Below are 25349 nucleotides of genomic sequence, written 5' to 3'. Positions count from 1 at the left end.
CGCTCGAAAATAGGAGGGAAAAGTATGACGTCTGCATTAAATGAATTCTCATTAGATTTTTTCTCATTGGCCGGCAAAGTAGCGATTGTCACTGGCGGCAATACAGGGTTGGGGCAAGGCTATGCCGTTGCACTGGCAAAAGCAGGGGCGGACCTTTTCATCGTTACGCATGGAACGAACTGGGAGGAAACGAAAGAGCTGATTGAAAAAGAGGGAAGAAGAGTCGCGTTTTATCAGGCGGACTTATCGAACCGGGAGAATATAAAAGGGTTAGTGGAGAATTGCTTAGCTACGTATGGAAAGATCGATATTTTAGTTAACAATGCAGGGACGATCCGCCGGGCACCACTCCTTGAGTATAAGGAAGAAGACTGGGATGCGGTGATGGATCTGAATTTGAATTCAGTCTATTACCTGAGCCAATTGGCAGCAAAAGTGATGGCAGAGCAAAAAAGCGGCAAAATTATCAATATCGCCTCGATGCTATCTTACCAAGGCGGGAAATTTGTGCCGCCGTATACGACAAGCAAGCATGGAATTGCAGGCCTGACAAAGGCATTTGCCAATGAGCTGGCAGAATACGGTATACAAATTAACGCCATCGCACCGGGCTATGTGGAGACAAAAAACACAGCGCCGATTCGTGAAAATCCAGAACGGTTTGCGGAAATTACGAGCCGCATTCCTGCAGGACGCTGGGCAACACCGGCTGATTTGATGGGGGTCGTTGTATTTTTGGCGAGCAGGGCATCGGATTATATGAACGGCCACATTGTAGCGGTTGACGGAGGCTGGCTGGCGAGATAGCTTTTTCGCATGAGAGATGATTACTAAAGCCGTATCGACTTGAATGATACGGCTTTTACTAGATATCAGGAGGAACAAATATGAGGGCGAATATTGGCATTCGGGCACACGATATCGGAAGTCTTCCATTAGAGCAGTTGACAAAAGAAATTGCCGATAAAAAGCTATCTTCTGTTCAACTGGCAATTGCAAAATCCTTTCCGCCATTGTACCCGGGGGCAGGGTCATTAACGCCTGGGCTGGCCCATCATTTAAAGCAGGCATTTGCAAAACAAGATATACAAATTGCTGTGCTTGGCTGCTATATTAATATGATTCATCCCGATCAAAACGAACGGGCAAACCAATTGAATAAATTCAAAGAGCATATACGATACGCTCGTGATCTAGGCTGCAGCATTGTAGGGACGGAAACCGGAAGCGTCATACCGGAACTGGGCTATACAGAGGATAATTTCCGTGAAGAACCTTATCAAGAGGTTGTAAAAAGTGTAAGAGAGCTTGTGGAGGAAGCCGAAAAATTTGGTGTCATCGTGGGGATTGAAGGCGGAATTAATCACCCGATCCATACACCGCAAAGAATGAAAAGGCTGCTGGATGACATCTCGTCCACGAATCTACAGGTCATTTACGATCCGGCTAACTTCATGAGCCTGGAAAACTATAAAGAACAGGAACAAGTAATAGAAGAGGCAATGACGCTCTTTGGCGACCGGATTGCCATTCTCCACGCGAAGGATTTTGTCGTGAACAATGACCAAATCGAGATGGTACCAGTCGGAACAGGCCAGTTAAAATATGATGTATTGTTCCAGCACCTTAAACAAAGGAAGCCGTATATCAATATATTGATGGAAAATACGAAAGAGCCGCATATTTCAGCAAGCATGGCCTTTTTACAGGAGAAATACGAACAGGCATAAGGGGGAGAAGGGATGGAGAAGCTGTCACGAAACTTGTTCCCGGATATTCCACAGTATCCCGAGAAAGTTTTGCAGTTTGGCGAAGGCAATTTTTTGCGGGCTTTTGCTGACTGGCAAATTGATGTCATGAACCAACAAACGGAATTTAACGGCAGTGTGGTTGCTGTACAGCCGCGCGGGCAGGGGAAAACGGAAAAATTGAATCAACAAGATGGGCTATACACGCTGTTTCTGATGGGCATGAAGGACGGAAAAGCGGTAAAAGAGCATCGGGTTATCAGCTCTATTTCAAGAGGGATTGACCTATTCAACCACTACAATGAGTATATGGAGCTTGCACATAACCCCCATTTGCGTTTCGTTATTTCAAATACGACGGAAGCCGGAGTTGTTTTCGACCCCGATGATCGGCTGGAGGACCGCCCGCAAAAATGCTTTCCAGCAAAGTTAACCGCTTTTTTATATGAGCGTTTCCGGGCTTTCAGCGGAGCTAACAGCAAGGGGCTTATTGTTTTGCCGTGTGAGTTAATCGAAAAGAACGGCGATTTACTAAAGAAATATATTTTACAGTACGCTGCTGTTTGGCAGCTGGGTGAAGGTTTTACGCAATGGATCGAGGAAGCAAACACCTTTTGCAATACGATGGTCGACCGCATTGTACCAGGGTTTCCCGTTGATTCAGCCGATGAGATGACAACTGAACTCGGCTATTTGGATGACTATATGGTGATGGCAGAACATTATCACTTATGGGTGATCGAAGGACCGAGATGGCTGCGTGACGAATTCCCGGCACAGCAGGCAGGCATGAACACGTTAATTGTCGACGATCTGACACCGTACCGTACCCAAAAAGTACGTATTTTGAACGGGGCACATACTGCCATGACACCTGTTGCATATCTTTATGGGTTAAACACCGTCGCAGAGGCAGTCGAGCATGAAAAGACAGGGACTTACGTTAAGGAATTAATTGATGAGGAAATTATTCCTGCCCTGGATTTTCCGAAAGAGGAGCTGCATGCTTTTGCAGCAGATGTAATGGACCGATTTAGAAATCCGTTTATTCAGCATTACTTACTCAGTATTTCATTGAATTCGGTGTCGAAATTTAAAACGAGAAATTTACCGACATTGCTGGAATACGTTGAGCAAAAGCAAACTTTGCCAGAGAGGCTTGTTTTTGCGCTTGGAGCATTAATTTCATTTTATAGAGGCAAACGTGGGGAAGAGGATATTCCATTAGAGGATAATGAACGGGTTTTGCAGTTCTTTCAAGAGCAGTGGGCACTGTATGATGGCACATTCCCAAGTGTCTTACAGCTTGTAGAAAATATATTGCGATACGAGGAATGGGCACAAGATTTAAATCAAATACCGGGATTAACCCTAGCAGTAAGTGAGGCACTGTATAAAATAGAGACAAACGGGATGAAGGCGGCTATCGAGTCAATAAAAGAGGTAAATAGCGGGCTTGAGGGGGATTCTCATGATGGATGTTATTCAACTAAATGATCACGATAATGTCGTGGTGGCATTAAAGGATTTAGTGAAGGACTATATTGTAACGGTTAAAGGGCAGCAAATTAAGCTGAAGGACAATGTGGACAGAGGGCATAAGATCGCCATTACCGACATTGCACCGAATGAGCATATTTTGAAATACGGCTATCCGATCGGTTTTGCAGTAAATGCTATTACTGCCGGTGAACATATTCATACACACAATACCAAAACCAATCTGGATGGTATTCAATCGTATGAATTTCGGCAGCAATTGAATGCCAATCCCTTTCAGAACGAGCAGCTAACCTTCCAGGGGTTCAAAAGAAAGAATGGAGAGGTCGGGATTCGTAATGAGCTTTGGATTGTGCCGACAGTAGGATGTGTCAATGGCATCGCCGAAAAAATGATTAAGCGGTTTGAACGTGAAGTAGGAGATATAGCGCCCTTTGAAAATGTTCTTGTGCTAAAGCATAACTACGGCTGCTCTCAGCTGGGAGATGACCATGAAAACACAAGAAGCATTTTAGTGAATGCTGTGCATCATCCAAATGCAGGCGGTGTACTGGTGCTTGGGCTAGGCTGTGAAAATAATACGCTGCATGAATTTAAGCAGGAGCTGGGCGACTATGATGAATCCCGGGTGAAGTTTTTATCCTCGCAGGAAGTACGGGATGAGATAGAAGCAGGGGTTGCGTTATTAAAAGAAATCTACGAAGCGGCAAAAGAGGATAAGAGAGAAGCGGTTCCGTTAGCAGAATTGAAGGTTGGCCTGAAATGCGGGGGTTCAGATGGATTTTCAGGCATTACAGCCAATCCGCTGTTGGGCAGGTTTTCAGACTTTTTAGCTGCACAGGGCGGGACGACGGTTTTAACAGAGGTGCCGGAAATGTTTGGTGCAGAGAAAATTTTAATGGCACGCGCTGAAACTAAAGAAGTATTTGAAAAAACCGTGGATATGATTAATGACTTTAAAGAATACTTTATCCAAAATAATCAGCCGATTTATGAAAACCCTTCGCCCGGCAATAAAGCAGGAGGCATTACGACGCTTGAGGATAAATCTTTAGGCTGTACACAAAAAGCAGGTACATCAACGGTCGTAGACGTATTGAAATACGGTGAGCGCTTAAAGCGAAAGGGACTCAATCTATTAAGTGCACCCGGAAATGATTTAGTGGCCTCTTCCGCCTTAGCGGCAGCCGGATGCCAGCTTGTATTATTTACGACTGGCAGGGGTACTCCATTCGGCTCTTTTGTACCGACGATGAAAGTTTCATCCAACACGCCGATTTATGAAGCGAAGCCCCACTGGATCGACTTTAATGCAGGTGTTCTTTTGGAGCAGGAAGCAGACGGCGTACTGCGTGAATTTATTCAGTATATTATTCGGGTTGCAAGCGGCGAGTGGCTGAATAACGAAAAAAATGACTTTAGGGAATTAGCCATTTTTAAAACGGGTGTTACATTATAACGTAGAGCGCTGTGCTAAAAGTCATTTTGACCTTTAGCACAGCTTTTTTGTCATTCATCTTTGATCCGGCGGAAATCACATCAACATGTCACCCGCGCTGTTTTGGAAATATATAAAAATATTAAACAATTATCTAAAAATTTTAAATTATCTTTGAAAGCGTTTTCTAATAGAATGGAGAAAAGAGAAAAACGTGTGGTTAGTAAGCCAGGTCTCATAGGAGCTTTACTAGCCAACTCTTTAAAGTAGGGGGCAGCAGCAATGGCGGAATTAAAGCTGGATAATATTTATAAAATTTATGATAACAAAGTAACGGCAGTAAACGATTTTAATCTTCATATTCAAGACAAAGAATTTATCGTGTTTGTCGGTCCATCAGGATGCGGGAAATCAACAACGCTTCGTATGATTGCAGGGCTTGAAGAGATTTCAAAAGGGGATTTCTATATTGATGAGCAGCGTGTCAATGAAGTGGCTCCGAAAGACCGGGATATCGCGATGGTATTCCAGAATTATGCCTTATACCCGCATATGACGGTGTATGACAATATTGCATTCGGCTTAAAGCTGCGCAAAATTTCAAAGCAGGAAATTGAACGCCGGGTGACGGAGGCCGCAAAAATTTTAGGGCTTGAAGAATATTTAACTCGTAAACCGAAGGCGCTTTCCGGTGGACAACGGCAGCGTGTGGCACTAGGCCGTGCCATTGTACGGGATGCAAAAGTGTTTTTAATGGATGAACCGTTGTCCAATCTTGATGCTAAGCTGCGTGTGCAAATGCGTGCTGAAATCGTGAAGCTTCACCGCCGTTTAGAAACAACGACTATTTATGTTACGCATGACCAAACGGAAGCAATGACGATGGCAACCCGGATCGTAGTAATGAAAGACGGTGTTATCCAGCAAGTAGGAGCACCAAAATATATTTATGATAATCCGGAAAATATTTTTGTAGGCGGCTTTATTGGATCACCTTCGATGAATTTCCTTAACGGCATCGTAAAGGAAACAGGCTTTGTAATGGACACGAAAACAATTGATATACCGGCAGAAAAAATGGCTGTTTTACGTTCGCAAGGTTATATGGATCAAGAGGTGGTTTTAGGCATTAGGCCGGAAGATTTCTTTATTGAGCCGGAACGAATCGACGCGTCTAAAGGAACGGCATTCCAGTTTGATGTTGAGGTAGCTGAGTTAACAGGTGCTGAAATGATGATTTACTCCAAAATAGAAGATCAAAATATAGTGGCGACTGTAGACGTTCGCAATAATATCGAACCGGGGCAGAAAATAGAATTAGCTTTTGATATGAATAAAGCGCATTTCTTCGACAAGAACAGCGAAATAAGAATTCGCTGATAAAGTAAAAGGAAGCTCTTTTTAGGATAGCCGCTATTCAATTATTGTAGTGGCTATTTCCTTTTGCAGGAGAAAGAACGTGGAGAAGCTTCGCAAAAAAATGTGCAGCCTTCTTACATTAATGCAGATCTGGGGGATTGAAATGACAAATAAAACTATTTTCACGTTAGGGGACGCACTCATTACGTTCAATCCAAGTGCTGCAGGCCCTTTACGCTATGTTTCTTCTTTTGAAAGAAAAGTTGGGGGAGCAGAGCTTAATTTTGCCATCGGCTGTGCGCGCCTAGGTCTTGATGTGAAGTGGATGAGCCGGCTCGGTGGAGATGAATTCGGCAAATATATTTATAAAACAGTACGCGGGGAAGGCATTAATATGGACGAAGTAAAGCTGGTAGACGGCTATCCAAGCTCATTAAACTTTAAGGAGGTTTTAGAGGACGGCTCCGGTAAAACATTTTACTACCGGTACCAGTCTCCTATTTCCACATTGACGCCCGATGATATCAAGCCCGAATTATTCCATGATGTTGCCTATATTCATTTAACGGGTGTGTTTCTAGCAATCGCGGAAAATAACTTGCACATTGTCTTAAAGATTCTGGACATTGCCAAGGAACGAAACATCCCGGTAGCATTCGACCCGAATATTCGCCTGAAGCTATGGACGATCGAAGAAGCCCGTGCAGCCTATTTCAGGATTTTCCCGTATGTCGATGTGCTGCTGACGGGGCTGGATGAAATTGAAATGATAGTAGGAGATGTGTCTTTAGCGTCCTTTGCCGAGCAATATACTATCGAGCAGCTTGTCATTAAAGACGGAGCGAATGGTTCGAAAGCTTATATTGCCGGTGAGTGGTATGAGGCTGCACCGTTTAACGTGAAACCGGTCGATACGGTCGGTGCCGGTGACGGCTTTGATGCTGCCTATATTTATGGATTAATGAATGATTACGGTGTGCAGGAGCGCTTGACGTTTGCCAATGCAGTCGGTGCAATGGTCACAACGGTAAAAGGCGATAATGAAGGGCTGCCTGAATATGATGAGGTGCAAATTTTTTTAGGAAACAAAACAGCGGTGGAAAGGTAGGGGGTACGGATGTCAAAGTCAGAAATCATTCAGCAAATTAAGCAGCATAAATTAGTGGCAGTAGTGCGCGGTGCTTCGGCAGAAGAGGCGTCAGGCATTATAAACGGGGCTGTACAGGGAGGCATTCGTTTAATTGAGCTTACATATACGACACCGTATGTACAGGATGTATTCCAGGAAGTTCGTGATCTGGATGCACTTATAGGTGCCGGTACAGTGCTGGATGCAGAAACGGCAAGACATGCCATTTTGCATGGCGCAAAATTTATAGTGAGCCCTAGCTTCAGCAAGGACATTGCCACACTATGCAATCGATACAGCATTCCTTATTTGCCTGGCTGTATGACAATTCGGGAAATGGTGCAGGCACTGGAGTCAGGCTGCGACCTTGTAAAGCTGTTCCCTGCGAGTAACTTTACGCCTGCCTTCATTAAATCTGTGAACGGCCCGTTACCGAACATAGAGATTATGCCAACAGGCGGTATTGACGCGAATAATATGCGTGAATGGCTGGGTGCCGGCGCTGTAGCTGTAGGCATTGGCAGTGACTTATCGAAGGCGTATAAGCAAGGCGGCCTTGATGCAGTGGCAGCAGCAAGCAGGAATTACTGCGGGCAATTACATCAGGAACAATAAAAGTGGAGGGGGAAAACCAATGACTAAAGCATTTTTAGATGACCGTTTTTTATTAAACAGTCCTGTAGCTGAAAGACTCTATAACGAGTATGCCAAAGACCTGCCGATCATCGATTATCATTGCCATTTGATTCCGCAGCAGATTTTTGAAGACACGGTATTCGAAAACATCACGGAAGTATGGCTGAACGGCGATCATTATAAGTGGCGTGCAATGCGGGCAAACGGTATCGATGAAACGTACATTACAGGGGATGCAGCACCTTATGAAAAATTTGAAAAATGGGCTGAAACGGTACCGGCTACATTAGGGAACCCTCTATACCACTGGACGCATTTAGAGCTGCGCAGGTATTTTAACGAAGAGAGACTGGTGAACAGCCAAACGGCACCAGCGATTTGGGAAAATGTTAATGGACAGTTAAAAGAAAAATCGGTTCGTGAGCTTATTAAGCAATCGAATGTCGAGGTCATTTGTACAACGGATGATCCGGTGGATTCACTTGCATATCATATTCAATTAAAGCAGGATAAGGAGTTTACGGTACAGGTGCTGCCAAGCTTTAGACCCGACCAGGCATTGGAAATTAACCGTCCTACCTTTACCGGCTGGATTGCTAAACTTGTGGACGCCTCAAAAGTCAACATTACGAGCTTGGCTGATTTAAAAGCGGCCCTGCAGCAGCGTATCGCCTTTTTTGCAGAGGCAGGATGCAAAGTGTCGGATCATGCGCTCGATCAACTCTATTACGAGCCGGCTACCGAGGAACAAGTAGATGCGATTCTCCAGGAAGCATTGGCGGGGAAAAAGGTAACGCAGCTTGAAGAGGCGCAATATAAAACACATTTGCTGCAGTTTTTAGGACAGCAATATACGGCATATGATTGGGCGATGCAATATCATATTTCCGCGCATCGCAATAATAATACAAAAATGTTTAACACACTTGGCCCGGATACAGGCTATGACAGTATAAATGATGGGCAGATTGCCGTTCCTTTAACTGAGCTGCTGGACAGTCTGGCTATGGAAAATGCATTGCCCAAAACAATTATTTACTCGCTAAATCCGAAAGATTATTACGTGATTGCAAGTATTGTGGGAAGTTTTCAAGAGCGTATACCAGGCAAGATCCAATTCGGCACAGCATGGTGGTTCAATGACCAAAAAGAGGGCATGCTTGATCAGATGAAGGCATTGGCAAGCATCGGTTTATTGAGCCGTTTTATAGGGATGCTTACAGATTCAAGAAGTTTCCTTTCCTATACACGCCATGAATATTTCCGCCGTTTACTATGTGATGTGATTGGGCAATGGGTAGTGGATGGTGAAGCTCCGGAAGATTATGAGCTGTTAGGAAAAATGGTAGAAGACATTTGCTATTATAATGCGAAAAGGTATTTTAACTTTTAAAAAGGAAGGGGAAAATAGTGCCGAGGAAAACCGTTCAAACGTATGAATTTGAATAAAAGTTCAAAAAATCTTCGTCTTAAAGTTATAATAAAAATATCGCTTGCATTTTAAAAATACCGGTGTATAATAATGACCAGATGACCGAAACGTTATTTTGGTCATTTTTATATTCAGACTGTAAGAGAAAATGCTAGCAAAGGGATGACGTCTAATGGACCGCAGACAGGAAATTTTAGATGCAGCTACAAAATCCTTTTCACTCTTTGGGTATAAGGCGACGACGATTGAGCAGGTAGCAAAGGTTGCGAATGTAGGCAAGGGAACAATCTACACGTTTTTTGACAACAAGGAAGTGCTGCTGCAGGAAGTGGTTGTTTCGTTGATTCGGGAAATGAAGGTAGCAATGGATATGACCGTTGATCCGTCCGTCAGCTTTATCGAGAATGCGCATATGGCACTGATGAAAATGCTTCAATTTAGAGAGAAGCACGTACTATTTGCCAAGCTGGTCGAAGAGGAGAAAGCGTTGCGCACGCCGGCAGTAAAGGAAATGCTTCAGGTAATCGAAACCGAAATCATTTCGTATATTGCAGGATTTATTCAAATCGGCATTGATAAAAAGCACATTAACGAATGTGATCCGCCGCTTGTCGCTTATTTACTGCTGAAATCGTATCTGGCGTTTGTAGTAGATTGGCAGCAAACACATGATGAACCTCTAAGTGAAGAAAAGATCTTATTGACGTTTAAGCAGACGATCTTTAGCGGCTTAACAAAAAAATAGAAAAAATCAGTTTTCTTTTGAGGAATAACTGATTTTTTCTTGGAACAAAATGACCAAATGACTGTTTCGGTCAGTTAGTATTATTAAATAGAAGGTGGAATAAAATGTTTAAGTCAGAATGGCTAAAAGTATTAACAACGCGAAAAATGATTATTTCGATCGTCGCCGTGTTGTTCATTCCGGTGTTATACAGTGGGATGTTTTTATGGGCCTTTTGGGATCCATATGCCAATTTAAACAGCATCCCTGTTGCTGTAGTAAATGAAGACCACGGTACAACGTATGAAGGCGAAGAGATGGCCCTCGGTCAGGAGCTTACAAAGAAACTGATAGACAGTAAGCAGTTTAAATTTGAGGAAGTGCCGAGTGATAAGGCAGAGAAACAGCTTGAGGATTTAGATTATTACATGATTATCCGCATTCCTGAAAACTTTTCGGAACATGCGACAACTTTATTAGATGAAACACCATCTAAGCTTGTCATTGACTATATTCCAAATGAAGGCTATAACTTCCTTGGTGCACAAATCGGTGAAACAGCTTTAGATCGTATTAAAGCTGAGGTCAATACACAGGTAACGAAAACTTATGCAGAGCAGCTCTTCACATCGATTACAAAATTAGGCGATGGCTTTACGGAGGCTGCAGATGGTGCAGGTGAGCTGGATAACGGAGCGAAAAAAATCGTTGATGGGGCAGAGGACCTTGAAGGATATTTGGAGCAGCTGGCAGCCAGCACAATCGAATTGTCTGATGGTACAGACGAGCTGACAACAGGTGCGAAAAAAGCGGCATCCGGTGCGAACGATTTAGCAAAAGGTATTGCGACAATCGAAGACGGAAGCACACAGCTGGCAGCAGGTGCCAATCAAGCGGCATCCGGTGCAACTGATTTAGCACAAGGAATTTCAAGCTATACAGAAGGTGCTGCACAGGTAGCGGCCGGGCAAGCAACATTGGTAGAGAAACAACAGTCATTAGCAGCTGGGATTTCCAATGTAGCTAACGGCAGTGCAAGCTTACAGGCAGGTGCCAATCAGTTAGACGGCAGCGCAGCAAGCCTGCATCAAGGAATCAGCGCACTGTCACAACAAATGCAAGATGTGCTCGCAAGCCTGCCTCCTGAACAGGCACAAGCGTTACAGGCAACATTAGATCAATTAAACACAGGCAGCGAGCAATTAGCCGGCGGTGTATCACAGCTTGCAGCGAGCGCAGGTGAGTTACAGCAAGGAGCTGCACAATTACAGGATGGCAGTACACAAATAGCTGCCGGCCAACAGCAGGTAGCAGACGGTGCCAATAAGCTGGTGGCAAACTCCGAAGCACTTGTAAACGGCGCAGCAAGCCTGAAAGCCGGGAATGAAACATTAGCAAGCAAGCTGTCTGAGCTGGCAAATGGCGCAGGAACAGCAAAAGCGGGTGCCAATGAATTAGCGTCTGGTTTAAATGCGTTAGTGCAAGGCAGTACAACATTAAATGACGGTACATCTTTACTTGCGGAGAAATCCGGCGAGCTGGCAGATGGTTCGTCAACACTGGCAGCAGGTACAAAAGAGCTGGCAGACGGAACAACAACGTTAGCTTCCAAGCTGACAGAAGCCAGCGGGGAAGTAAATATTCAGCCAAACGATAAAAACTATGACATGGTTGCACAACCGGTAACTGTCGAAAAAGAAGCCATTAACAAAGTACCAAACTACGGTACTGGGTTTGCACCATACTTCATTTCATTAGGTTTATTTGTAGGGGCATTGTTAATTTCTATCGTGTTCCCGCTTGTTGAGCCGGCCATTCGTCCAACAAGTGCTGTCGCATGGTTCTTCAGTAAAGTTTCGATTTTAGCTGTAGTAGGTATTATTCAATCGCTTATCTCTGTGGCGGTTGTAGTAGGTCTGCTAGGCCTTGAACCAGACAGCTTACTGATGTTCACATTAACAGCAATCCTGACAAGCTTTACATTCTTGGCGATTATTCAAATGTTCGTATCAATCTTTGGGGATCCAGGGCGATTTATCGCGATTTTAACATTGATCATTCAGTTGACAACAAGTGCAGGTACTTTCCCATTAGAGCTAGTACCGGATCCATTAAAATCGTTTAACCCGTTCTTCCCAATGACATACTCTGTCCAAGCATTTAAAGCAGCAATTTCTACAGGTGATATGGCGTTCCTAGGCTTCAACAGCTCAGTACTTGCTGGCTTTATGATCGCATGTCTAGTCATTACATTCGGCTACTTTGCATTAATCTTTAAAAAGCGTTACTCAAAAGAGTCGGAAGCAGTAGAAGCATAAGAAAAACAACCTTTACGGTAAACATGTAGAGGCTAGGATAAAGCAAAAGGCACCATTTTTCTCAAGTGGAAAAATGGTGTTTTTTTGTATGGTGAAAATTGATTTCCGTTACGGGGAAGCTCTCTGCGGACCCGGGCTGAGCCTGTAGACATGGGTTTCGTGCTATTTCCGCCGGAAGCTTTGTTCTCCATTTCTTCTTGGGGATTTTATGTACCAGCCTCATTTTGTTGTGTAAAGAGAAAATGAAAACAGCCAGCCGGCACCGAGTAAGTATCGATGCCGGCTGGCTGCTTGATTCTTCTATTACGCTTCGACTACTTCGTCTAAGCTGTTTTTATCATTGTATACTTTTTCATCGAATTCGCCGGTAATTTTACTTGTTAGTACACCAGAAGTCATACTTCCGCTTACATTTACTGCTGTACGTCCCATATCGATCAGAGGCTCAACAGAGATTAGTAAACCAACAATTGCTACAGGTAAGTTCAATACAGAAAGAACAATTAAAGAAGCGAATGTGGCACCGCCGCCTACGCCGGCAACACCGAATGAGCTGATCATGACAACTAATACGACTGTCAGGATAAAGCTAATGCTAAATGGATCAATACCAGCAGCTGGTGCTACCATAATCGCTAGCATCGCTGGATAAATCCCTGCACAGCCGTTTTGTCCAATACTTAAACTGAATGGTCCAACAAAGTTTGCTACACCTTCTGAAACACCGTACCCATTTGTTTGCGTTTTGATATTAAGCGGCAGCGTACCTGCACTTGAACGTGAAGTAAACGCAAATGTCAGAGCAGGTAATCCCTTTTTCAAGAATGTGACTGGGCTTAATTTTGCAAGAGCAATCATGATCAGGTGAACGATGAACATCGCAATAAGCGCTACATAAGACGCAACGACAAATTTACCCAAATTCCAGATCGCCTCATAATCACTTGTTGCTGCAACCTTTGTCATTAAAGCTAAAACCCCGTATGGTGTAATGCGTAGTACCAATGTTACGATACGCATCGTGATGGCATATAGAGTATCTACAATTTTCGCGAACAGCTCAGCTTGTTCCGGTTGTTTACGTCGGATACCTAAATAGGCAATCCCAATAAAGGATGCGAAAATCACGACAGCGATTGTGGAAGTTGTCCGCGAGCCTGTCAAATCAGCGAATGGATTTGAAGGAATAAACGAAAGGATTTGATCAGGAATCGTCATATCCTCTACTGTTGCCACTCGTTCTACTAGTTCTTCGTTACGAGCGTTTTCCGCATCACCAGCTTGTAATTCAACTCCGTCTAAACCGAAGCCAAGAGCAGCCCCAATTCCGATTAATGCTGCGATCCCAGTTGTGACAAGTAAAATCCCGATCCCGTAGAAACTGATTTTTCCAAGGTTTTTTGTAAGATTTACTTTTGTAAATGCCCCCACAATGGAAATGAAGACTAATGGCATAACAACCATCTGCAGCAGCTTCACATAACCTGAACCGACAATGTCAAACCATTCAATAGTTGTTGCAGTGACATCAGATGTTGTGCCGTACAGCAGGTGAATAATGATACCAAATACAATCCCTGCGCCGAGACCTGTAAATACACGCGTTGAGAATTTCACGTGTTTTTTCTGCATCATATATAATCCAAAAATTAATGCAAGAAGAATAACGATATTTATGATAATAAGTAACGTATTCAAAATAGACCCTCCTTCGAATGAATTTTTAAATTACAAAGCATAGTCAATGTAACTAAAAAATCTTTTAATTTTGCTGAGCATTAATATATTACAATAAATCTAATAGAGAAAGTAGGATTTTGCTTGCTGTATATTTCGAATCACAAAATAGTTATATCAGTGCAAGAACTTGCTTTTAAAATACCGCAGCAAAGACGAAGAACATCGCTCTTTCCACTCCATATCGATTGAAAGCTGTGCCCTACATATTGTCTTATATTGCGGCAAATACACTATCTATATTCCCCATAAAATTCAGAACAATCCGATGAACAAAAATAAAAATCAATATGTACGATTTGGCATTAAATGAGGATGATTAAAATTGATAAAACGGTATGATTCGAATAAAATCACAAGAGAAACCTTTTGAAATAAAGTTTATAAAGGAGGAAGACAAGAATGAAGAAATATTGGATATTCCTTCTTATTGTATTGTTAGTCGGCTGCAGCGGCCGTGAAGAGGCTGCCCCGTTATTCACAGATGATCAGGCTGTACCGTTTCAGATTGTGAAATATGAGGAGAAAATCGCACCTGTTTATGAACAGCTTGTCCCGCATATTGCTTATGCAAAAACGGAAGGCCAGCTGGAAGCATTAAAGGGAAGATTCGATATAGAAAATCTTTCAATGGATATGGAGCAATATTTCGCTGTATTTATCGTGACGTATTCAGATAGCTGCGGCATAGCAGTAGACGGTGTTTATAATAAGGACGGGCTGCTGTCTGTGCAGCTGCTGTCAGCGAGCGGGGAAGCGTGCGATGAAACGCCAGAGCCGCATACCTTTGTCCTTCAGGTCGAAAAGGGCGAATATGAAAAAGTGCAGCTGTATAATGGCAATGTCATTAAATCCTCGATGGATGTCGAGTAACGATAGCTTACAGGGAAATTTGAGAACAGCATTAGGACTGCTTCTGCTGTCATAATCAAACGCTATTTTCTCATAGAGCAGCCTTTCCAAAAGCAATGTTCACACTTGTTGATCATTGCTTTTTATATTGCCGCCCAGCCGGCCCATTATGAGCCAAACCCAAATAAGCCCTTCCAACGAAGGGAAGGGCCAAATCGCTATAGGATACGCGTTGATAATACATACTGCTTATGTGTCTATTGAGTCAGCACATCATCTACATAAAGCTTCGCTTGCACTAAGCCTAAATTCGTTTCTTTTCTCACAAAACGTACTATTTCAACAGTCGTTCTGCCATCATTGAACATGGCCGTAATTTTACTGTCTAAATCCGCATCCTTGTGTGCACGCAAATTCTTTGCTTGTACATCTTCAAGCTTTGTCACTTTATTTTGTAAAATGAAAATATAGCCTACTAAGAAAAGTATAATTAGTAGAGAGGATACTTCAAATAACACATTGACACCTCCTTTAATTATTCTTTACAGGTTACATCCATTTTTACCATTTGTAAATCCAATCAATTCAGCAGGTAAAGCAACAATTAATAATAGATAGCTTCCTGTAGCCACTGCTTTCAAAATTTTTTTCCATATCCCACATGTGATAAAACCTATAAAACAGCTTATGCATTTCAGTATGGTGTCATTGTTTTCCATCCACTTCTAGGAGAAGGAATCATCATAGGTCATACCATAAATACAGTCTTCCCCTGATTTTTCGACATGTTTAAAACAACGTCTTTTCCAACTGACAAAAAAACATTTTTTTATCAATTGTAACATATTTACAAATCTAAATATTTGGTATATTATAGGTATAAGAATTGTGTTTAGCTGTTATACTTTTGGGGTAAACACTTTTTAAGCTTATAATTAAATACCTATGATTAATCTTTTGGATACTTTAGAATTCACATTTCCACCGAAAAAATTCTTTTTAATTTCCAGTGCCGTTATATTTATTTGACTAATTCGGATTTTAAGTATATAGTGGAGTTAATAAAGTCCTTCGATAGGAAACAAGTTGAATTCACCTATTACAAAGAGTAATCAGTGGTATTTGATACTTTTTGTAATATGTGAATTTTTTTCTTTACAAAAAAAGCTTATATATTAAATTTTAATTAATGGAGGTCATTTACATGACACAAGGTACAGTAAAATGGTTTAACGCAGAAAAAGGTTTCGGATTCATCGAAGTTGAAGGCGGTTCAGACGTATTCGCTCACTTCTCAGCAATCCAAGGCGACGGCTTCAAAACTTTAGAAGAAGGCCAAAAGGTTGAATTCGAAGTAGAACAAGGTCAACGCGGACCACAAGCTACAAACATCGTAAAACTTTAATTTTTACGCATAGCTGAAACAAAGAGGAATCCTATTATAGGGTTCCTCTTTTTTTGTGCAAAATTATAAAATGGTTATGACCAGCCTTTTCTTTAGCCGCCTTCCGCATTTCTGTTGTTTTTAATTTCTGAATAAAAAGAAAAATCGATTGTTTCATAAGTTTACCATGATATAATAAGCTAAACTTTTTACATACCAATGGAAGGTATAGAGAAATGAAAAAAAATACGTTAAATTATCGCGTTTTTAAGTACAATTTTTTCCTCGCATTAGCGGTGATGTTGTTTGCGGTGGCGGCTTCTTATTTTGTCATGGCAAATGTAGTGGAAAATGAGATCGGCGAGCGTGCTTTAAGTGTGGCGAAGATGACAGCCAAGCATCCAGAGGTAATTGAGCGGATGAAGGAAGGCAGAACGACAAAGGAGCTGCAGCAGCTTGCACTTGAAATACAAAGGCAGGCTGGAGCTGAATACGTAGTGATTGGGGATGAATATTCTATCCGCTACGCCCATCCGGTACCAGGCAGAATCGGGGAAAAAATGGTGGGGGATGATAATACCAAAGCACTGATTGAAGGGAAGTCTTACATATCGATTGCAGAGGGAACACTTGGGGAGGCAGTGCGCGGGAAGTCACCGATCTTCGATGAACATGGAACAATCATCGGTATTGTATCAGTCGGATTTTTACGTAAAGAGATTCTGACTACGAATATCGTGTATGCCAAGTCGTTAGTGGTTGTCCTGCTCATTACCGTTATTTTATCGGTACTATTGGCTACCTATCTTTCGAATAAAATAAAGGAACAGCTGCTGAATTATGAGCCAGAGGAGATTGCCGAAATTTTAACAGAAAGAAATGCGATGGTCGAATCCATCCGGGAAGGAATCATTGTAGTGAACACAGCCGGTACGATTACATTGAGTAATCATGCGGCGAATAAAATTTTAAATCGCCGGGAGACGGTAGTCGGAGAAAACATTCAAGCGGTTATTCCGCATACAAGGCTCATGGAAGTAATGGAGCATGGCGAAAAACAGTTTGACCGGGTGATGAATATTAATAATGCCAAGACATTAGTGAATCGTGTGCCGATTATTAAGGAAGGAAGGTATATTGGAGCGGTGGCGAGCTTCCGTCTTTTTGAGGAGATTGACCTCATTGCGGATGAATTATCGCAAGTAAACCAATATATTGAATCACTGCGGGCTCAAACACATGAGTACAATAACTTTTTGTATACAATATCAGGACTGGTCCAATTGCAGGCTTATGATGAGGCCATTGAGTTAATCCATCATGAGAGGATCGGTAATCATGCGTTGATTAACTTTATGAACCAGCATATTAAAGATCCGTATTTGAGCGGCATTATGATTGGCTACTATAACCGGGCGAAGGAATTGAAAGTGAAGCTTCTGTTAGATGAAAGCAGCTATTGCGGCCGGCTGGAGTCCCCTATTGAAAAACACCTGCTCATTTCGATATTAGGGAATCTGGTGACGAATGCATTTGAAGCAGTAGAACAACTGGAGGAACGGCAGCGGGTTGTCCGGATTTATATTTTTGAACATGAAAAGGAAATCGTATTTGAAATTGAGGATTCCGGAAAAGGGATCCAGCCGGAGCAAATGGATGTTATTTTTGAGCTGAAACAATCGACAAAAGACCAAAAAACAAGGGGATATGGTCTTCATATTGTGAAAGAGAATGTCACATTGTTAAATGGCTCGATTGCTATAGAAAAAGGAGACCTAGGGGGAGCACTGTTTATTATTTCTATTCCAAAAGAGGGGTGACGGGTATGGAGAAAAAAATAGAAGTACTTATTGTTGAGGATGATGTACGCATTGCCAAAATCCATGAGAAATTTATTGCTTCGATTGAAGGGTTTCAAACGGTTGGTATGGCCCATACAGTTGAAGAAGCGGAGCTGTGGATTGAAAGCCTGCAGCCGCAGCTGATTTTGCTCGATATCTATTTTCCGGACAAGCTGGGAGTAGAGCTGTTTGAGTTTGTAAGGGAAAAAAGCCCGAAAACAGATATTATTTTAATCACGGGAGCAGCAGAGGTAGATATTGTACGGCAGGCGTATGTGAATGGCGTGGCGGATTATTTATTAAAGCCCCTTACATTGCAGCGCTTTACAGAGTGTCTAGTCAAATACAAAGCGAAGAAGATGATCTTTGAAAGCGGAGATGTACTGAATGTAGAGGATATTAAGCGGCTGTGGAATTACCCCGGAGAAGCTGAATTGAACGGGAAATCGCTTGATATTCCAAAGGGGATCGATCCGGTCACAAAAACGAAAGTAGTCGATTTTATCAGGACATGCCAAGTTGGCATTACTGCAGAAAAGCTGGGGAAAAATTTAGGTATTAGCCGAACGACAGCACGCCGGTATTTGGAGCATCTAATGGAAGAGAGGCTGGTGCATGTCGAGCATATTTACGGCTCCGTAGGAAGACCTGAAAGAAGATATTTTATTACATGATCGTGATGAGAAATAAAGAGTGAGGATGACTGTCTTGCTTTTGAGGATACCAATCATTCCATGAAGCGTATAGAACAATGAAAAAGCATGAAAATTATTAGTAGATAGCACTCTTTGCCCAATAATCAGACGCCTTTCTATTATAAGAAAAGCGTCTCAGCCTGTTGACAAACGCTTTCATACAGCGTTGCTTGCCTCGCTCGTACCCTCATGAACTTAGGTTCTATTCGCGTCTTCGCTCGTCGGCGCGCCTTGTCTGGCAAGCGTTTTCAAGACAGGCTAGGTAAAACCATCTTTTTATTAAAGTATATCTTAAAAGATGTGAAGACAAAGTCATGAAACGACTTTGTCTCCACTCTGAGACGCCTTTCTACTATAAGAAAAGCGTCTGTTTTTTATTTAGGGGCCATAGTGTCGAATGACTCGGCTCTTCGTAATGGAATAGAAAGAGACGCTGCTCTTGAACAATTGAGAGAATAAGAGGGTATACTCCACATATGCTAGGCTGGTATACTTGCTGAAGTCGAAAAAGTGAATTTTAATTCAATAATGAAATCTTTTTTTGAAGGTTTCCAAGTATTGCGGGAATATAGAAGAAGAAGCTGAAATTCATTCGATACATTTAAATAAAGATAAATGATTTATATGAGTTGGGAATCGTCTCCCGTATGCGGGCAGAATTCTAGTGTTGAATAAAGCCTGGGTATGTCCAGTTTAGGAAGATGTAATCAAATTCTTAACATAATCGTGTAAATACTTTTTGTAATTTAAAGCCTCAATTGATACGCTAATAAAAATATGAAAGTAATATTAAATAATGGAGGTACTTTCATGGTAATACCATTACACGAAATACAGATGTATAGGAATTTTAATGAGCTTGCCAGCGATGTATTAGATCTGGCAAAGGAAATTTTACCTGATAAATTGATTTATTTAAGCTCTTTTACGGATAATCAGCAAGTCATCCTGAAAGTTTCAGACGCTGATACAGATATTCTTGTGACGGAGGGCAGGGCTATAAACCTTGATCAGAGTGTTTGTAATCGCATTGATTTCGAAAAAAATCAGCCATTAGTCTTTGAGGATGTAAGTAAAGAAGCCAGTTTGGACGATTTAAGAAAAATATACGGAAAAGTCAATATTAACGCTTATGTGGGCATACCTATTTCTCTTACGAATGGAGAGAAGTTTGGAACCTTATGCGCGGTTCATCATAAAGCTTCTCACTTTGACACGAAGAGCATAAGCATGCTTCAAAAAATAGCCAAGATGTTCTCATATTATTTGGCTTTAGAAAAGATAGCCTATAGAGATTCGCTGACAGGACTATATAACAGGCAGTATCTCTTTAACTTCTTTGAAGACTTTGCTAAATCCGGGGGAGTGCTATTCTTTCTTGATTTGGATGGGTTTAAAAAGATCAATGATGTAAATGGACACGATACTGGGGACCAAGTATTAAAAGAGGTTGCTTCAAGGATCCAGCAATTTATAAAAGAACAGGCAGATGTATTTGCAGTTAGATTAGGGGGAGATGAATTCATAATAAATTTCCCCCAGATGTCTTCAAGAGAAGAAATAGAAAAGCAGGCCGATTGTCTTCTTAACTATCTAAACACTTGGAATACGCCATACCAGCTGTCGGCAAGTATCGGGATAGTCTCTTATCCAGCCAGTGAAACTGCTTCGCTCGAAACCATCCTTAAAAATGCCGATAACGCTTTATACCGCGCAAAAGCAGCGGGAAAGAATACTTTTGAAGTTTTTTAAGGAATTATTGGCGGAAATCAATATTTTTCAAAGGAATAGTGAATGGCCCGCTTAAGATAATTGGACGACTATCCAAAACGCTTCTGGGGCTGCTCCTATTTTTTTTGTGCTTCTGTGGAAAGGTGTCTTTTTTTTATTTAATAGTCAGAAAGTTATTCAATTAAAGGGCTAGATTGTTAAATAGCACATTTAAACTAAGGGCATTTTAGTTGAAGTAGGGATATTAATGTCTTTAGACGAATATTGTTTTTTAGAATCATATTGAAGGGGGGAAGGCGTATGGAGGATATAATTAATGGAATAAACCACTGGATACAAATATTACCGAAGATATATAACTCAATGTCAGAAACAGAAATATCAAATCGCCCATTACCAAATAAATGGTCCAAAAAGGAGATTTTAGGACACCTATGCGACTCTGCAATAAATAATATTAATAGGTTTATAAAGATTCAGTACGAAGAACAACCATTTGTTATCCAATCATATAATCAAAACCAGTGGGTAATACTTCAGAATTATCAAGAAAAACCAATTGGTGAGATATTAAACCTTTTTTTAGCATTAAACAAGCAAATCATAAATACTGTATCGAATATTCCAAAAGAGAGATTATCAAATCTTTGTGATATAGGAAATAATCAACTAAAAACATTAGAGTGGCTCGTAAAAGATTATCTTAAACATATGGAACATCATATTAACAACCAAATCCTTATTAAATAGAATGCCTAATATTGATACTGCTTCTTTAACTAAAGGATGCTTTAGCTGAACAACACTCTGAGAAAATGATCAAACTTTTTATGAAATTTTCATACTTAACTAAAACGAAAACCTCCATTTTGATCAATCTTTTTTCAAAATGGAGGTTTTGCCCCTTATGTAATGAATTTTTCCAAGTGTTTTTCCCCAATTATAAAAAAAATCTTTATTCTAGCTATCTTTATCAGAGACATTAATGAAGGTACCTTTTGCTTTTTCAAAAGCTAACACATAACATTCTTCTTTGTTATCCATTTGAATAATCTCTAAATAATTTCCATCAGCAGAAACTAATGGAGCAGTCACATTAATTCCTGATTGGAGCAAAAATTTGATCCAAACTAACTCGGCTTTAATGGAGTCTTTTTTGTACTTCGAACTAGGATAAAACTTCAGAATAAAATTTTTACCAGCACCCTTACATTCAAATACATTATTAGAAAACCCGCCTATTAAATGTAATTCGGGTAGATTAACTTCATATTTCACCGTACCTATAGATAAAAGAGTATTATCCAAATTTATTCCTCCCTTGTACGTCATCTAAAAGATTCTTTTTTTCATATTCCTAATTCCTTCTTTTCATGATGTTACATTCCTAGTAATACCCCAACCAAATAGTAGAGATGACAGAATTGATTTGTAAATTAAGGTTTAACTAATCAGCTAATTAAAATGACTCTAATCTTCCAGAATCGGGCGCTTCTCAGAAAAAAAGGATACCCTATCGGAGGATTATTTTAGCAAATAAGAGGAATACTATTAGAGGAGCGAAGTGTGTGGGTGAAGCAATTCTGTTAAAGAGTGTACAAGTAATGATAAAAAATGAGGAGGAAGTAACATTATGACAAAAGATTTCTACACTGTACTTAAAGAAAGACGTTCTTACTACGGAATTAATAAAGAGGTACAAGTATCAGAAGAAAGAATTAAAGAAATTGTAGAATTTGCTGTGAAATACACTCCGTCAGCTTTCAATTCTCAAACTGCACGTGTAGTTGTATTATCAGGTGAAGCACATAATAAATTATGGGACATTACAACTGAAGCACTAAGAAAAGCAGTCGGAGATGGAGACTTTTCGGGAACTCAACAAAAAATGGATTCTTTTAAAGCGGGTTATGGAACAGTATTATTCTTTGAGGATGAAGCAATAGTTAAATCACTTCAAGAACAATTTGCCCTATATGCTGATAACTTTCCAATTTGGTCAAACCAAGCATCAGGTATGCACCAATTAGTTGTATGGGCAGCATTGGAGGCAGAGGGATTAGGAGCGTCTTTACAACACTATAATCCACTAATTGATGATGAAGTGAAAAATGAATGGAATATCCCTGAGAATTGGAAGCTCATTGCGCAAATGCCATTCGGTAATCCAACAGCTGAACCAGGTGAAAAGGAATTCCAGCCTCTTGAGAATCGCGTGAAATTTTACAAGTAATGAATTTCTCTATAAATGATCTATTCTAAACCAGTATCCTGACGGAACTGGTTTTTTTTGAGATGGATCATCTGAAAATATGTTGAAGAAAGTAGAAAGATATTACAAGAATTTGTTTGAAATCTTGTATGAATATAAACAAGGTTTTTCTTTATTCTGCTTCTGCTGATGTTATGAAAATCCAGTATGTTCCTCCACTAAAAGGAGCAATTCTTAAAGAAGAATTGTGCCTTTTTCAGCAATAGGACCAGATTGTGAAGAAATGTATTTAAAGTAATGTGTTCAGTTTAACAAAAAAACTAATTCATTTAGGCAATTAATCAAGGGAGTAGTTTCAGAAGGATTAATGTCTATTATTGTTGAATTAATGGATGTCCTGCAAATACCGTTAGAGAAGTTTTTAAAAAAGGGGGAATCGCGGTATGAACGTCTACTGCAAAGGTGTTATTAAACAGATGGATTTAGCTGTTGACTCGATTATCAAGCTGATAGGAACTCTGAGCGAAGAAGACCTCAGTATTAAACCAACCGAGGGGAAATGGTCTATTGGTGAGCTTCTCTCTCACATATCGGTTCTATGCAAAGCAGATTTTCTGATAGGAATGGGTGCTTCTGAGGAAGAGCTTGACCGTTTTTATGTGGAGGCTGAACCAGAAGTTAATAAAACGGCAATCATCAATGCCCTAATGATCAATTACTCTTATTTAAAAGAAGGCATAGCATTATTGGAGGAAGAGGAGCTGTTACGGGAAATCACTTCGTTTTTCGGGGTTACTCATTCTCGATACGAATGGCTGTTGGATACACAGGCTCACCTTTTCCACCATCGTGGGCAATTACACTCAATGATGATTCATGTGCTAAAGCGTAAACCGAACGTCCAGTTGTTTGTGTAGGTTAGCCTTGAAAACTTATTTAATTAAAAAGAGCTTTAGTGGAAGAAGCATTAATTGATTGATGAGTTACATCATTTTTTGGCTATTTTACAAACGGGAGCTATTTTTGGATAACAGAAGGGGAAAACGATCAAGGCTTTTTATAAAATCTCTACCGGCATTAGCTAATGGTTTATGAAAGTCTATATTTAGAAGATAACTAAAATGATAGGGGGGTTCTTATACATAATCGTCATCCTTCTTATTAACTCCTTAGACCCAAAGGTATCTTATTCTATGTATTAGTTGGTAATTGTTCGTATATCAGTTACAGTACCCTTATGATAAGTGATGATATAAAAACTGCTGTAGTATGTGATATGGAGAACCGCATCGTAAGTGATCGTAAAGTAGAAGTTCGAATTGATAATCTGGATATATGTTTAGCATGGATGTTCTTTTAAGGTATAAAAAGCAGGCTTATAATTTTATGAACAAAATCAAGATCATTTTTGAAATTAGCCCTATCTAAGTCTAGACAAGATAGGGCTTTTAATGGTGGAAAAAGTGTAATCTTAAAATATTTTATTGAATTTACAAATCTTTATGTTAATTATAATTTCCTAATGATATCTTCATCCTTTTGTAGTAAAATTAGTAAACTATATCAGGAGGAAAGAACTACTATGTTGTATATTATTGGAGGCATTATACTATTTATTATTTTTGCTGTAATCGGCGGGGAGGGAGGAATTGGCTGCTTCTTCTTTTTATTAATTACTTTGGTGCTTTGGAGAATTGGTATATTAGGTTTTATTATCAATATTGCACTAAGAGTATTAAGATGGATAGGTGTGAGATTGGTTTATTATTATGAAAAGTTTTTTGGAGCAGATGAAGGAGTTGCTTACCTTTCAAAGGCAGTGGTTAGTTTATTAATTTAAACAAGTACGCTTAAAGCGATTATTGAGCAAAATTGCCCTTCAAGAATAGTTGATAAGTTCATTACACCGAGCTTCGATTATTTATGGAGAACCCTATCATAAATAATGACTTAGATACTCACTAAACGGGCCCTTTCCTGTAATAAGGAAAGGGCTTTTCTTCCCTGACAAGGATATTTTATGGATAACATTGTAATAAGTAAATTGGATAGTAGTGTTAAAAAGTAAAGAAAATTATGAAATAATATATGGTAAGGAGTGGGTGTAATGAAGATAAGTAAGCAAACGGCGGAACATTATTTATGGGGGGATAACTGTGATGGCTGGCACTTAGTAAAAAATAGTGAATTAAGTGTTATTCACGAACGTATGCCGGTAAATACAACAGAAGTTATACATTATCATAATAAAGCACGTCAATTTTTCTTTATTTTAATGGGTGTTGCAACAATTCAAATTGATGGTGAAATCATTACATTACATCCTCAAGAAGGTATAGAAGTACCTCCCTTAATGGAACATCAACTGCGTAATGATTCGGATCAAGATATTGAATTCTTAGTAATATCCCAACCAAATAGTAGAGGTGACAGAATCAATTTATAAATTAAGATTTAACTAATCAGCTCATCAAAATTACTATAATATCCACAATCGGTCGTAATCCTTGAGGAAGAATTGTGTCTTCTTTAACAATCAGGCCAGATTATTGATTAACTTACCAAACGCTGATTTGGCAGCTTCTATAGAATCTCATGGATAAGAAAAACAAA

23 protein-coding genes are annotated in these 25349 nt (G+C 40.4%); 20 read left to right on the top strand and 3 right to left on the bottom strand.

The features are described 5' to 3' along the window. Positions 1-24: 24 nt before the first annotated feature. The 10 genes from kduD to AA0Y26_RS17790 all read left to right on the top strand — a co-directional run bounded on the left by kduD (position 25) and on the right by AA0Y26_RS17790 (position 12284). Complete coding sequence (gene kduD / locus AA0Y26_RS17835) at positions 25-807, top strand: 2-dehydro-3-deoxy-D-gluconate 5-dehydrogenase KduD (protein ID WP_413363386.1); 783 nt, start codon at positions 25-27, stop codon at positions 805-807. An 80-nt stretch (positions 808-887) separates the two neighbouring features. Continuing rightward, on the top strand, positions 888-1730 hold the full coding sequence (locus tag AA0Y26_RS17830) for a sugar phosphate isomerase/epimerase family protein (protein WP_413363385.1): 843 nt from the start codon (positions 888-890) through the stop codon (positions 1728-1730). 12 nt (positions 1731-1742) lie between these two features. Next, positions 1743-3245 carry a tagaturonate reductase gene (locus AA0Y26_RS17825; protein WP_413363384.1) on the top strand — a complete coding sequence of 501 codons (1503 nt, stop codon included), beginning with the start codon at positions 1743-1745 and terminating at the stop codon, positions 3243-3245. Continuing rightward, on the top strand, positions 3220-4707 hold the full coding sequence (locus AA0Y26_RS17820; RefSeq protein ID WP_413363383.1) for a UxaA family hydrolase: 1488 nt from the start codon (positions 3220-3222) through the stop codon (positions 4705-4707). Before AA0Y26_RS17825 ends, AA0Y26_RS17820 begins: the two co-directional genes overlap by 26 nt. A gap of 261 nt (positions 4708-4968) precedes the next feature. Further along, positions 4969-6066 (top strand): ABC transporter ATP-binding protein, encoded by a 1098-nt coding sequence (locus tag AA0Y26_RS17815; protein WP_413363382.1) that lies wholly within the window; start codon positions 4969-4971, stop codon positions 6064-6066. Positions 6067-6208: 142 nt separating this feature from the next. After that, complete coding sequence (locus AA0Y26_RS17810) at positions 6209-7153, top strand: sugar kinase (protein WP_413368287.1); 945 nt, start codon at positions 6209-6211, stop codon at positions 7151-7153. Positions 7154-7162: 9 nt separating this feature from the next. Next, complete coding sequence (locus AA0Y26_RS17805) at positions 7163-7789, top strand: bifunctional 2-keto-4-hydroxyglutarate aldolase/2-keto-3-deoxy-6-phosphogluconate aldolase (RefSeq protein WP_413363381.1); 627 nt, start codon at positions 7163-7165, stop codon at positions 7787-7789. Between the two features lie 19 nt (positions 7790-7808). Beyond that, a complete protein-coding gene (gene uxaC / locus AA0Y26_RS17800) occupies positions 7809-9203 on the top strand; it encodes a glucuronate isomerase (RefSeq protein ID WP_413363380.1) in 1395 nt (464 codons plus the stop codon). Positions 9204-9414: 211 nt separating this feature from the next. Further along, a complete protein-coding gene (locus AA0Y26_RS17795; protein ID WP_413363379.1) occupies positions 9415-9987 on the top strand; it encodes a TetR/AcrR family transcriptional regulator in 573 nt (190 codons plus the stop codon). A 104-nt stretch (positions 9988-10091) separates the two neighbouring features. After that, on the top strand, positions 10092-12284 hold the full coding sequence (locus AA0Y26_RS17790; RefSeq protein ID WP_413363378.1) for a YhgE/Pip family protein: 2193 nt from the start codon (positions 10092-10094) through the stop codon (positions 12282-12284). 303 nt (positions 12285-12587) lie between these two features. Here AA0Y26_RS17790 and AA0Y26_RS17785 read toward each other — a convergent pair whose 3' ends face one another. After that, positions 12588-13982 (bottom strand): L-cystine transporter, encoded by a 1395-nt coding sequence (locus AA0Y26_RS17785; protein WP_413363377.1) that lies wholly within the window; start codon positions 13980-13982, stop codon positions 12588-12590. A gap of 441 nt (positions 13983-14423) precedes the next feature. Here AA0Y26_RS17785 and AA0Y26_RS17780 point away from each other — a divergent pair, with 441 nt between their 5' ends. Beyond that, the gene (locus tag AA0Y26_RS17780) at positions 14424-14894 is read left to right on the top strand and encodes a Fe-S oxidoreductase (RefSeq protein ID WP_413363376.1); all 471 of its coding nucleotides are present in this window, start codon (positions 14424-14426) and stop codon (positions 14892-14894) included. A 236-nt stretch (positions 14895-15130) separates the two neighbouring features. Here AA0Y26_RS17780 and AA0Y26_RS17775 read toward each other — a convergent pair whose 3' ends face one another. After that, positions 15131-15391, bottom strand: a complete 261-nt coding sequence (locus AA0Y26_RS17775) for a hypothetical protein (protein WP_413363375.1) — start codon at positions 15389-15391, stop codon at positions 15131-15133. Between the two features lie 686 nt (positions 15392-16077). Between AA0Y26_RS17775 and AA0Y26_RS17770 the strand changes: the two genes are divergently transcribed. The 5 genes from AA0Y26_RS17770 (at position 16078) to AA0Y26_RS17750 (ending at position 21274) form a co-directional block, all read left to right on the top strand. After that, complete coding sequence (locus tag AA0Y26_RS17770; RefSeq protein ID WP_036157120.1) at positions 16078-16278, top strand: cold-shock protein; 201 nt, start codon at positions 16078-16080, stop codon at positions 16276-16278. 215 nt (positions 16279-16493) lie between these two features. Next, entirely contained in the window at positions 16494-18077 is a 1584-nt protein-coding gene (locus AA0Y26_RS17765; protein WP_413363374.1) for an ATP-binding protein, read from the top strand. A 5-nt stretch (positions 18078-18082) separates the two neighbouring features. Beyond that, positions 18083-18772: a response regulator gene (locus AA0Y26_RS17760; RefSeq protein ID WP_413363373.1), complete on the top strand. Its 690-nt coding sequence runs from the start codon at positions 18083-18085 to the stop codon at positions 18770-18772. 831 nt (positions 18773-19603) lie between these two features. After that, positions 19604-20545 carry a diguanylate cyclase domain-containing protein gene (locus tag AA0Y26_RS17755; protein WP_413363372.1) on the top strand — a complete coding sequence of 314 codons (942 nt, stop codon included), beginning with the start codon at positions 19604-19606 and terminating at the stop codon, positions 20543-20545. A gap of 279 nt (positions 20546-20824) precedes the next feature. Continuing rightward, positions 20825-21274 carry a DinB family protein gene (locus AA0Y26_RS17750; protein WP_413363371.1) on the top strand — a complete coding sequence of 150 codons (450 nt, stop codon included), beginning with the start codon at positions 20825-20827 and terminating at the stop codon, positions 21272-21274. A gap of 210 nt (positions 21275-21484) precedes the next feature. On the opposite strand, the gene AA0Y26_RS17745 is transcribed toward AA0Y26_RS17750, so the two are convergent. Continuing rightward, the gene (locus AA0Y26_RS17745) at positions 21485-21832 is read right to left on the bottom strand and encodes a hypothetical protein (protein ID WP_413363370.1); all 348 of its coding nucleotides are present in this window, start codon (positions 21830-21832) and stop codon (positions 21485-21487) included. A gap of 325 nt (positions 21833-22157) precedes the next feature. Here AA0Y26_RS17745 and AA0Y26_RS17740 point away from each other — a divergent pair, with 325 nt between their 5' ends. From AA0Y26_RS17740 to AA0Y26_RS17725, 4 genes are all read left to right on the top strand, one after another. After that, positions 22158-22757 (top strand): nitroreductase family protein, encoded by a 600-nt coding sequence (locus tag AA0Y26_RS17740; RefSeq protein WP_413363369.1) that lies wholly within the window; start codon positions 22158-22160, stop codon positions 22755-22757. A 422-nt stretch (positions 22758-23179) separates the two neighbouring features. Continuing rightward, complete coding sequence (locus AA0Y26_RS17735) at positions 23180-23653, top strand: DinB family protein (RefSeq protein ID WP_413363368.1); 474 nt, start codon at positions 23180-23182, stop codon at positions 23651-23653. A 665-nt stretch (positions 23654-24318) separates the two neighbouring features. After that, a complete protein-coding gene (locus AA0Y26_RS17730) occupies positions 24319-24576 on the top strand; it encodes a hypothetical protein (protein WP_413363367.1) in 258 nt (85 codons plus the stop codon). Positions 24577-24843: 267 nt separating this feature from the next. After that, complete coding sequence (locus AA0Y26_RS17725; protein WP_413363366.1) at positions 24844-25182, top strand: cupin domain-containing protein; 339 nt, start codon at positions 24844-24846, stop codon at positions 25180-25182. Positions 25183-25349 lie beyond the last annotated feature (167 nt).

This window comes from Lysinibacillus canaveralius (assembly GCF_047301505.1).
Taxonomy (GTDB): Bacteria; Bacillota; Bacilli; order Bacillales_A; family Planococcaceae; genus Lysinibacillus_B.
This window is presented reverse-complemented; position numbering and strand designations above follow the sequence as displayed.